13 protein-coding genes are annotated in these 10948 nt (G+C 54.7%); 12 read left to right on the forward strand and 1 reads right to left on the reverse strand.

Annotated features, from left to right (window positions below; translation table 11 throughout):
• Nucleotides 1-110: 110 nt before the first annotated feature.
• Nucleotides 111-992, reverse strand: a complete 882-nt coding sequence (locus GXX57_07265) for an extracellular solute-binding protein (protein ID HHV44451.1) — start codon at nt 990-992, stop codon at nt 111-113.
• Between the two features lie 594 nt (nt 993-1586).
• On the opposite strand from GXX57_07265, the gene GXX57_07270 reads away from it, so the two are divergent.
• The 12 genes from GXX57_07270 to GXX57_07325 all read left to right on the forward strand — a co-directional run.
• The gene (locus GXX57_07270) at nt 1587-3080 is read left to right on the forward strand and encodes a SulP family inorganic anion transporter (protein HHV44452.1); all 1494 of its coding nucleotides are present in this window, start codon (nt 1587-1589) and stop codon (nt 3078-3080) included.
• Nucleotides 3081-3184: 104 nt separating this feature from the next.
• Entirely contained in the window at nt 3185-3763 is a 579-nt protein-coding gene (locus GXX57_07275) for a Na+/H+ antiporter subunit E (GenBank protein ID HHV44453.1), read from the forward strand.
• Nucleotides 3684-3995 carry a hypothetical protein gene (locus GXX57_07280; protein ID HHV44454.1) on the forward strand — a complete coding sequence of 104 codons (312 nt, stop codon included), beginning with the start codon at nt 3684-3686 and terminating at the stop codon, nt 3993-3995. Before GXX57_07275 ends, GXX57_07280 begins: the two co-directional genes overlap by 80 nt.
• Entirely contained in the window at nt 3988-4299 is a 312-nt protein-coding gene (locus GXX57_07285; GenBank protein ID HHV44455.1) for a monovalent cation/H(+) antiporter subunit G, read from the forward strand. The genes GXX57_07280 and GXX57_07285 overlap by 8 nt, the downstream gene beginning before the upstream one ends.
• Nucleotides 4300-4304: 5 nt before the next feature.
• Complete coding sequence (locus GXX57_07290) at nt 4305-4562, forward strand: DUF4040 domain-containing protein (protein ID HHV44456.1); 258 nt, start codon at nt 4305-4307, stop codon at nt 4560-4562.
• The gene (locus GXX57_07295) at nt 4559-4870 is read left to right on the forward strand and encodes a hypothetical protein (protein HHV44457.1); all 312 of its coding nucleotides are present in this window, start codon (nt 4559-4561) and stop codon (nt 4868-4870) included. Before GXX57_07290 ends, GXX57_07295 begins: the two co-directional genes overlap by 4 nt.
• Nucleotides 4851-5276 carry a sodium:proton antiporter gene (locus tag GXX57_07300; protein ID HHV44458.1) on the forward strand — a complete coding sequence of 142 codons (426 nt, stop codon included), beginning with the start codon at nt 4851-4853 and terminating at the stop codon, nt 5274-5276. Before GXX57_07295 ends, GXX57_07300 begins: the two co-directional genes overlap by 20 nt.
• A 50-nt stretch (nt 5277-5326) precedes the next feature.
• The gene (locus GXX57_07305; GenBank protein HHV44459.1) at nt 5327-5656 is read left to right on the forward strand and encodes a cation:proton antiporter subunit C; all 330 of its coding nucleotides are present in this window, start codon (nt 5327-5329) and stop codon (nt 5654-5656) included.
• Nucleotides 5653-7146 (forward strand): hypothetical protein, encoded by a 1494-nt coding sequence (locus tag GXX57_07310; protein HHV44460.1) that lies wholly within the window; start codon nt 5653-5655, stop codon nt 7144-7146. The genes GXX57_07305 and GXX57_07310 overlap by 4 nt, the downstream gene beginning before the upstream one ends.
• A gap of 17 nt (nt 7147-7163) precedes the next feature.
• Complete coding sequence (locus tag GXX57_07315; GenBank protein HHV44461.1) at nt 7164-8627, forward strand: monovalent cation/H+ antiporter subunit D family protein; 1464 nt, start codon at nt 7164-7166, stop codon at nt 8625-8627.
• Nucleotides 8627-10525, forward strand: coding sequence for an NADH dehydrogenase (locus tag GXX57_07320; GenBank protein ID HHV44462.1), 1899 nt, complete (start codon nt 8627-8629; stop codon nt 10523-10525). Before GXX57_07315 ends, GXX57_07320 begins: the two co-directional genes overlap by 1 nt.
• 266 nt (nt 10526-10791) lie before the next feature.
• A partial coding sequence (locus GXX57_07325) for a DEAD/DEAH box helicase family protein (protein ID HHV44463.1) occupies nt 10792-10948 on the forward strand: 157 nt, incomplete at its 3' end.

The raw sequence follows: 10948 nt of genomic DNA on the forward strand, positions 1-10948 counted from the left end.
CTTACGCAGGCAGGACTTCTTCCGGGGGGATGTCGAACTTCTTCAACAGACTGCTGACCGAGGGTAGCAGTTTCTGACTTCCAAATATTGGAGAGGGAGCTCTCCCCCACTTATGCTTGACTCACTCTATCGATGGTAGGCGCTTGTCTCTGCGCCTCGAAATAGAACCAGTCGCCGTTGGTGAGCATGGCGGTATTACCAATTAAGAATCCTGGTTCGCCCCGCGGCTCCAGGGTGTTGATCATCCCCCGGAGAATGCCTTCTCTGTAATCCGCGACCCAATTCATGGCTTCTACAACTTTCGGATGGGTGAAATCCACTTTCCGGCCGTTGTCTTGTATGGGTAGATATCCGTTGAGGGCAGCCCAGAAGGGAATTCTGCTGGCACTTACATAACCCGGTACAAAACCCACTTGGGTTAGCTTGTCGCCGTCGAACTCCGTTAGTTTTCTCCCCGCTAGTTCTAAATCACTCCAGAATTGGGGGGGATTGTTGGGGTCAAAGCCGGCCGCGGCCAATAGATCGCGGTTGTAATATAAGAGCTGGCCGCCGCCTCCTACAGGCATGGGCAGGGAGTAGGTTTGACCGCCGTAAATACACAGTTCGTATTCTGGGGGGAAGAAGATGCCAGGATCAAAGTTGTCTTCGCCGAAAAAGGGATCCAACGGCATGACAAAACCTTCCCTGGCCCAGCTGGGTACGTCGCTACGGTTGAACATGACCACGTCGGGTGGCGATCCGGACACAATGGACAAAATGACTTTATCGAAGTTGAAGTCGTGCAGTTCTGCCTCCACTTCGATCCAGGGGTATTTCTCTTCAAATCTGCGTAGCTGCTCTTCCATGAGGGGAATGCGGGTACCGCCCCATGCATGAGACAGGGTGAGTGTCACCTTTTCTTGCGGCTCATTAGCAACCGCAAGGGAGCTTGCGAAGACAATTAGTGCCAAGAAAAACAAACTAAGCAGACAAATGTTCTTCTGTCTGAACAAGGCTGTATTCTCCTTCCTAGTTTCAAGTTTAGACTAATTTTGAAGCGAAAATTTATTGCTAGGCACCCCTCCGATCTGATCGAGCGTTGGGTCAGTATCAGTCTTATGGTACAAAACTTTCTCTTAATCTGAAGTAGACTCTGTGTAGATGGCATCCGCATAGTCCGTAAGATTGAGTCGTGTAAGCCCGTGACAGCCGATTCTCAAGACTATGTACATTACTAATTTTGATCTTATTACCACTATGTGGGATATGTCAATAATAGTGAAGGAGGAGTTTTCCTGAACTTCCGATTGTATGGGGTCGCTGCAGAAAGACCCTTATCTTGACTTTTGCTGGGCGTCTGATATACTTGTGGTGTAATTGTCAACTAAAATAGATGCGATCTCCGAATTCTCAATCTGGAAACGGGGGACCCTTTAAGTGGGGTGAATCCTGAATTCATTCAGGTAGGGCAACTTGGGTGTCCGAACCCGTCAGCTAACCCCGTAGGAGTGGTCCAAGCGTGCGTATGAGTCCATAGTGGGCTCTGCTTGCGCTTTTTTTATATTCAGCAAAAGTGCTGGGTACCACTTAGGGCGGGGTGAGAGTTCGTGAAATCATTATGGCAGCGGGTACGAGGTGAAGTAGTTGGGGGCGCCACCGCGGCGGTAGTGGCTTTGCCCCTAGGGATTGCCTTCGGCATTGCCAGCGGAGCAGGGGCACTAGCGGGTCTTTATGCCTCGATTTTCGGAGGGTTTATCGCTGCGTTGTTCGGCGGTTGCGGTGTGCAGATCACTGGGCCCACCGGAGCGATGACCGCAGTGCTGGTAGGGATTGTACGGGAACATGGGGTCGGCGGGATGTTTTTGGCGGGCGCCATGGCGGGGTTGTTGCAGATTATTCTAGGCTTACTCCGCCTTGGCAAGTTCGTGAAGTATCTGCCCCAGCCGGTGATCGCAGGCTTCACCAATGGAGTGGCAGTTTTGTTCTTCATGACGGCAATCGATGATGCCCTCCAAACCCCAGTGATTACCATCATCACCGCCACAGTGATCCTCATTAGTCTACGCTACTTCAAAGGGGTTCCTGAATCCCTCTTTGGGCTAATCGCCGGTCTAATCTTCAATGAACTTCTCTTCCATAGTCCCCATGTGGTGGGGGATTTGTCCTTTCAGATGCCCCAATTGACTCTAGCACAGCTGCCCTGGGCAAATCTTGGGCAGTTGGTGATGCCGGCCGTTACCATCTGTTTGCTTGGTAGCGTCTCCTCCTTGTTATCTGCAGAGGTTACCGACCAAATGCTAGGCTGCCAGCATAACAGCAACCGAGAACTCATCGGCCAGGGTTTGGGGAACATTGTCTCTGCCTTGGTGGGTGGTGTACCCGTGGCCGGTGCCGTTGCCCGTTCCGGTGTGAATGTGCACAGTGGTGGGCGGACGCGACTGTCCAGTATGCTTCACGCCATCTTTCTTCTATTGATGGTGGTGGTGTTTGGCCCGGTGGCCAGGCGTATCCCGCTAGCTTCCTTAGCCGCGATCCTGATGATTGCCTCGATTCGGACCGCGGACTGGAAAAGCATGCGTTTGGTACCCCGGGTGCGGTGGAGTTATGGGCTAATTATGTTCATTACCACACTCCTTACGGTGACCCACGGTCTGATCCTGGGAGTGGGAGCGGGCGTGCTGCTGACTGCCTGTGTAGTGCTTGTGGACTTGAGTGTGCTTCCCCGGGTGCGGGGAGGAGCCATAGAGGCTGCTGTAGCAGGTTCCCCCCGTCCGGAGATCCAAGTGCTGACCATTGATGGTCCATTGTTCTTTACGGGGGTGGAAAGCTGGCGGACGCAGCTTAATGAGCTGGCCCAAGGGCCCATCTTAGTCTTGGATTTTTCCCTTGTACCTGTGATGGATGAGACCGGGGCCTTAGCCATCAAAGAATCGGTGAGACAGCTTAAGAGCCGAGGAAAGAGTGTATATATCGCAGGACTGAACAGGAGAGCGTTACGTATGCTGATCCGCTCGGGTCTGGTGGAGGCTATCGGGCGGAGCCGGATCCGTAAGGATCGGGGCGACGCTCTCCGAAAGGCTATCGAAGAGGCTCCAAATTGAGGAAGGAGGGGGAGTATGTCCGTCTGGGTTTGCCTTGGCAGGCAGGAAGCTTAGTAAAGATTTCTTAACAGCATACTTCGTTTAGGGTGGGAGGAGGGTTTGGGTTGGGAAAGCGATCTGTTGTGCTGTTTGCTTTGTTGCTCATCTTTTGGCTGGTGGTGTCTGCTGAAGCGGACCTCCAGCATCTACTGGTGGGGTCAGTCTTAGCCTTGCTTACAGTGTGGTTCTGGCGGGAGCTGATTGGGCGGTGGCCCCAGTTCAATTCCGGCAAGGAACTTCTCTATTTTGCCCGCTGTCTACTTTCCCTATTTATGTCTATCCTAGAATCTAGTGTTATGGTGGCGAAGACAGTTCTACTTACAAAGCCCGCCGCAGACCCGGTGGTGCTGGTTTTTCGTCCTCCCCTGACAACCAACTGGGGCAGGGTGTTCTTGGCCAACAGCATTACCATTGCTCCTGGATCAGTGACCGTGGATATTGACCCGGATACCGGTGTCTTTACTGTCCATGCTCTTACCAAAGAGATTGCCGATGGGGTGGTAGCGTGGAAGCTGATCCCTGAGATCCGGGATCTGGAACTACTGAGCCAAAGGAGGGCAAAGGATGCAGTGGCTACTAATGGGGCTCTTGGGCTTGATCCTCATCGATCTGTGGCGCGCGATTATCGGTCCCACGGTTCTTGACCGGCTGGTTGCCATTAACGCCATCAGTAGCAAGGTGAGTGTGATCATTCTACTCTTGGCCTTTATTCGCGGGGATTACGGTTTCATCGATGTGGCTTTTGTGTTTATGTTATGCAGTTTTGTGGGTAGCTTGTGGATTCTGCGGGTGTTGACCCCCAAGGATTGGCAGATCAAGCTACCCCAGCTATCGGATTACCCAGAAGAGGGAGAGGTTGGAGTTTCCCATGATTAAAGTCTTAGCTGGTCTTTGTTATGCTGGGTCCCTGTGCGCCTTTGGCATTGGCACGCTGGGTTTGTATCGGCTACCGGACCCCTACAACCGGATTCATGGTCTGAGCATCAGCGACACTTTGGGAGTGGGTCTGGCAGGACTGGGTCTGCTACTCACAAGCCCCCACTGGATGTTACGGGTCAAACTGCTGTTCATCCTTGCCTTCTTTTGGATTATCAATCCGACCATGACGCATCTGGTGGTAAAGGCAGGGCTCCTTGGCCAGGTGCCACCGGTGCAGGGGACCAAGTTGATGAAGAGGTGAAGAAGATGACCTTTATAGCCATCGATTACGGGATCATGGTCCTGCTGTCCATGCTTATTGTCGCGGCTTTAGCGGTGTATTTTATTAAGGACTTGCTGCATGCGGTGATCGTCTACGGTGTGTACAGCCTAGTCATGGCAGTGATTTGGCTGCAGATGAATACCCCGGATCTTGCCATTACGGAAGCGGCCGCGGGGATCTGCATGACTGTCCTAATGATGGTGGTTATTTACCGCACCAGTCGTAAGGAGGGTGAACAGTGAAGCTCCGGAACCTGCTCATCGTTGTTATGGTGTTGCTTGCTATCTATGTGGTGCTCCTAGCGGTAGCTGAGCTACCTCCCTACGGTCAACCAGAGAACCCCGCCCATGGGGTGGTGAGCCAGCGCTATGTGACCAAGGCCTTGGAGGAAGCTGGGGTCTTCAACATGGTTACCGCCATCGTGTTGGATTACCGGGCCTATGACACCATGTTTGAGACCATCGTCTTGTTTACCGCGGTGCTGGCGGTAGTAGTCACCATAAAGACCAAAGAAGGGAAGGGGGCTGGCCATGAAAGACTTTATCGTTAAGCAGGTCGTCGCTTTGGTCTTACCCTTTGTGATGATCTATGGGTTCTATGTGATTTTTCACGGTCATGTTTCCCCGGGGGGTTCCTTTGCCGGGGGGATCGTGGTGGGCCTGGCCCTGATTGCCTTTGCCAGCATTTACGGCATGGATCGGGGACGGGCCAAGGTGCCGGAGAAGATCACCGTCTTTACAGAAAGCTACGGCACCCTGTGGTATGGGCTACTGGGTTTGGTGGGGATTTTTCGCGGCGTGCCTTTCCTGGCCAACCGGCTGGCCGGTGTGGAACTCGGGGTGCCTGGGGCACTTTCCTCGGGAGGGCTAATTTCTTTGATCGGTCTGGGAGTGGGCATTCGGGTGGCCAGCACCATGATTACTTTGTTCTTTACCATGCTGGAGGGAGAGACGTGAGAATACTGCTGCAAAAACTACTCATCAATTACCCCTATTGTGTTGCGGCGATGCTCTTTGCCATCGGCACCCTCACTGTCGTTACCAGGGAGAACCTGTTTAAGAAGTTGATCGGGATCAACATCATGGAAAGTGCCATTTTCCTGGTGTTTATCGCGGCAGGGAATATCCGAGGTGGTGCGGTACCCATCTTGGATCCGGAAAACCCGGGCGCTGTGTACATCAATCCGGTGCCCTCGGCATTGATGTTGACCGGGATCGTGGTGAGCGTCAGCGTGACCGCTTTCGCTTTGGCCTTGATCATTCGCCTGTATCGGGCCTATGGCACCACTGACGCCAATCAGATCGCCCAGATGATACGTGAGGGGACCAGAAGATGACAGCTGTAATGAAAACCCATTTACCAGCCTTTGTAGTGATCATTCCCGTTTTCGTTGCTGTGACCTTGCCCACCTTGGCTCGTCGGCTAAAGTGGGTGGAAACCCTGGTCGTAGGTGTTCAAGTGTTAGGTATCGGCGGAGCAATTTCCCTGGCCCTGTTATTCTTTCGCCGGGGGATGCCCTTGGTTTACCAGATGGGTGGGTGGCCAGCCCCCTGGGGGATCGAACTGATGGCCGGCAGCCTCACCGTCCTCTTTATCCTGATAGTGGCCGGTGTGGGTCTGCCTGTGCATTTGTATGCCTTGGGGAACCTAAGTGCCGAGGTGGGTGGGCCCCAGCGAAGTACTCGCTTTTACGTGTTCTCCCTGCTCTTGGGCGGTACCTTGGCGGGGATGGCGCTTACCAATGATCTTTTCAATATTTATGTCCTAGTAGAGGTGGCCACCCTAAGTTGCTGCAGTTTGGTCAGTGCCAGAAAGCACCCCCGGGCGGCGGAAGCGGCGTTTAAGTATCTGATCCTGGCCACGCTGGGATCGGCGCTGATCTTAGGTGGCATCGGACTAATATATGTTACTACCGGTCATTTGAATATCGGTTATGCATCTGTGGAGTTGGGCCGGGTGTGGCAACACTACCCCCATGTGGTCTGGGTGGCCATGAGCCTAATGTTGGTGGGCTTTGGTGTGAAATCTGCCCTATTTCCCTTGCACAGCTGGCTACCCGATGCCCACTCCCTGGCGCCTACACCCGCCAGCGCGCTACTTTCGGGGCTTGCGGTCAAGGGGTATTTGCTGTGTCTGATCAAGATACTGTTTAACGTCTTTGGGGTTTCACTCCTGACACAGTTCTCCATGGATCGGGTCTTGGTGCTACTAGGCATGATCGCGATTATCGCCGCATCCCTATATGCCCTTAAGACCGATGAACTGAAACGCAGGTTGGCCTTTTCCACCGTGGCGCAAATCGGGTACATCTTTCTTGGTCTGGGCCTGATGAATCCCCGTGGCCTAACTGGCGCCTTCTTTCATCTGACCAGCCACGCGGTGACCAAGGCCGCTTTGTTCTTGGTGGCTGGGGCCGTGATTAGTGCCACAGGCCGGAACCGAATCTCGGAACTGGCCGGTGTTGGTCGTAAACTGCCCCTGGTGATGGGGGTCTTTACTGTGGCCTGTCTGGGCCTAGTGGGCATTCCCTTGTTTTCGGGATTTATGGGCAAATGGTATTTGTTGCTGGGTAGCCTGGAGACCGGGAATGTGCTTGCGGCCGCGGTACTCATTGCCGGTAGTGTCCTTTGTGCCGCGTACCTTTTCCCCATCATCCGGGTGGCCTATTTTGCACCGGCCCCCGCAGAGACATCAATGGGGTTGGGGCTACCACAGAAACTGGCGCTAATCTTGCTTGGGGCCGGAGTTCTGCTCTTGGGATTGTTCCCGGGACCCTGCTTGGAACTGGCCAAGGGAGTGGCCCATGAGTTGTTGGCGATTCATTAGGGGAGGGAGGCAAACAGATGATTGATCTGCTCTTGGCACTATTTAGCGGAGTGGTGGGCGGGCTACTTTTGGCGGTGTTGCCCAAAGCCACAGGAACCCTGCGACAGATGGTGGCCCTGGTTTTTTGCGCCCTGGGAGCGTTCTTCACTTGGCGGGTGGCCCTGGCGGTGTTCGCCGGTGAAGGTCCGCGACTTGCCGCCAATATAGGGGGGTTCACCTTCAGCTTACATCCGGATCCCCTGGGGGCCCTGTTTGCGCTACTTGTCTCCACCCTGTGGGTCTTTGCTTTGCTCTATTCCTTTGGGTACCTTGCTACAGGAAGGCATGAACGCACCTATTACGTATATTTCCTCCTGGCCTTTAGCGTCACCTTAGGGGTCGCCTTTGCCGGCAACCTGTTGGCCCTGTACCTTTGCTATGAGCTCTTGACCTTTGTCACCTATCCCTTGGTGATCCATGAGCGCAACAACGCAGCGGTGAAGGCTGGGACAAAATATATTATCTACCACCTTTCCGGTGCCGGGGCGATCCTCTTGGGGATCGTAATCTTGCATTTCTGGGTGGGTGGCCCCTTGGAGTTTGCGAAGGAGGCGCTGCTGGCGGGTGCTGACTTGCGCCCAGGGCTAGACTGGTTGTTAGCCCTTTTCGTGATCGGTTTTGGCGTGAAGGCGGCGGTGATGCCCCTGCACCGTTGGTTACCAGCGGCCATGGTGGCTCCCACACCCGTAAGTGCTCTTTTACACGCCGTAGCGGTGGTGAACTGCGGTGTCTACGGGATCTTGCGCACAATCTATTCCATTTTCGGCCCTGCCCTGATGAGTCAGCTGCGACTCAGCGTCCTTTTGCCTTGGCTTGCGGCCTTTACCATTGTGGGCGGTAGTCTCGTGGCCCTAAGACAAGATGTGTTAAAACGCCGATTGGCCTATTCCACCATTAGTCAGCTGTCCTACGTGCTGCTTGGGGCCTTCACCCTGCATCCCTGGGGTTTGGCTGGCGCCGTCTTTCATATGCTCAACCACTCTCTGTTGAAAATCGTCCTCTTCTTCGGCGCCGGGATCATGGCCAAGGAAAGTGGCAAAGTCCGCGTTAGCGGGCTTGCGGGGGTGGGTTGGCAGTTGCCCAGGACCTTGGTGGCCTTCGGGGTGGGTAGCCTGGGCATGATCGGCATGTTGCCCCTCAATGCCTTTTGGAGCAAATACTATCTTGTCAAGGGCAGTGTGGCGGGGGGCATGTGGCCCATGGCGGTGGTGTTGGGTGTCAGTGGCCTGTTGAATGCCTTCTATTTTGTCCCCATCCTCATGCGTGCTTTTCAGGGGAAACCAAGCCAAGGGGTCGGGAGACCAGCAGGCCGTGGCCGGCTGATGTTAGTGCCCACCTTGATCCTGGTGGGGATGGTCCTCATGATTGGTTTGTGGCCTGGGCTCGTTTGGCGGGGTGTGGAAAGTGTTGTGGATTGGTTCTTTAGTGGGGGTGGACTGTAATGTTATTTCTGGTGTTGCCGGCGATTCCCCTTGTTGGCGCGTTAGCCTTGCTGGGCTTAGGGCGTAGGGGGCGGAGTCTGCCTTTACTTGCTAGCTTCCTAGTACTGCTGGTGATGGGTTGGGGAGCGGAGAAATACTTGCGGGGTACCCAGCTGGTGTATACCCTGCCCTGGGTCGGTCCCTTCGTGCCCCGATTTCAGATGGATGCTGTATCTGCCCTTTTCTTGCTATTTGCGGCCTTTCTATGGTGGGTCGTGTCCCTCTACGCGCCAGAATACATGGCCCACGAGGGCGGCCCAGAGCGATTTCAGTTCTGTTCCCTTTTGACCTTCTTTGCAGTAATAGGAGTCTTTTTGGCGGGGGATCTGCTGACGCTGTTGCTCTTTTTTGAGCTGATGACCATTACCTCCTTTTTCTGGGTGATCCATCGGTGGAACCTGGAAGCCATCCGGGCCGGGTACCTCTACCTCTTCTTTAGTATTGCCGGGGGGTTGTTTATTCTCTTAGGCATCGTCTTGCTACTGGGAGCCACGGGGAGCGTGCCGATACTCGGTGCCGGACGGATTGCTGTGGAGTCTTCTTGGGTGTCCTGGGGAGTGGCACTGCTGGTGGCTGGGTTCGGAATTAAGGCAGGGATGGTCCCCTTGCACCTGTGGTTACCCCACGCCCATGGGGTGGCCCCTACACCGGCCAGTGCGCTGCTTTCGGGGTTGTTAATCAAAGTAGGTGCCTATGGTCTCCTCCGGATTGGTGCACTGGCAGGCTGGGGACTGGGTGGGGAAAGTGTTATTCCCTGGTTAGGGCCGGCTTTGACATTTCTCGGCGGCTGGACCATGTTGCTCGGAGTGGGCGCGGCGCTTTTGCAAAGTGATGCCAAGCGGCTTTTGGCCTATCACAGTGTGAGCCAAATGGGGTACATCATCTTAGGCCTGGGCATTGGGTTGTTTTTGGGGCCAGCGGGTGGAATCGGTTTCTTGGGGTCCCTCTACCATATTGTGAACCATGGTTTGTTTAAGGCGGCGCTCTTTCTGGGTGTGGGTGTGGTCTATCTGCAGACGGGGACTACGGATCTGAACCAGCTAGGGGGGTTATGGCGGCGACTACCCGTTACCGCTGTGTTAATGCTTCTTGCGGTCTTGGGGATCACCGGTGCACCGGGCTTTAATGGCTATGCCAGTAAGACCTTACTCCATCATGCGGTTAGTCTCGCCGCGGACACCGGTCCTGCATGGCTGGTTTGGGTGGAAAGGCTCTTCCTATTAGTGGGTGTAGGAACCGCCACATCCTTTGCCAAACTGTATTACCTGATGTTCCTAGGGAAGCCGAAACAGCAGTGGGAACCCAAGGTAATGACCCGGTCTACCGTAGTGGCCTTGGGAGTCTTGGGCCTGGTGATCCTGGGGTTCGGTCTAAGGCCGACGTTCTTCCTTGAGACCTGGGCCCAACCGGCAGCCGAAAAGCTGGGGCTTGTCTTTAATGAGAACTTATCTTTCTGGAACCCCGCGGATCTTGTGGGGATGGTGGTCACCTTGGGCTTAGGTGTGGCCTTGTGTTGGGCGGGACTGCGCAGTAAAGCCTTCCGATGGCAACCGCCAAGGTGGTTAAGCCTTATGGGTGTGGGCAGCTTACTTTGGGAGGGTCTGCGGGTCTTGGTGCGCGTTGGTAGCTGGGGCTACCTCCAAGGAAAGCGGTGGTTTGCGCACCGCAGGCGCCGGCTGCTAGCTAGTCCCCGGTTGCAGGGGGCCAGCATCACCGTCGGGGGGCTTACCATTAAGGGAATTAGTTTGGATATCCTACTTTTGGTGGTGGTTTTAGCTGTCCTCATCATCGGTTGCTTACACCTGCCGGCCTTGCGGGTGCCCAGCTCTGCCACGGGGTTGGACCTCTTGGGCTGGTAAGCAGAAGTGAACAACAATGCAGGGGACAAGGGGCCTTGTTCCCTGTTCCTTCATTAGCAATCGGCCGGATCCTCCGCCGCTTCTCCCCAGGGTTGTTCTTTCCGAACATATGTGCGATAATGGAGACTAAACCTACATTTACTGCTGGTTTCCCGACGGGACCCTTGTCTTGGATGTAGCGATCTGCTATGGTAAAATGACTTTAGGCTAGCAGCCTTTCGTCTGGGAGACTACTGCGGATATTTTGGAGGAAGCTGGCGATTACGATGAAATTCACCATGGTTTCTGATTACACCCCCAAAGGGGATCAGCCCCAGGCCATCGAGAAGCTGAGCAGCAACATCCTGGCGGGGAAGAAGGCCCAGATTCTGTTGGGGGCCACGGGTACGGGAAAAACCTATACCATTGCCAATGTGATCGCCC

The organism is Bacillota bacterium (genome assembly GCA_012839765.1).
Taxonomy (GTDB): Bacteria; Bacillota; Limnochordia; order DUMW01; family DUMW01; genus DUMW01.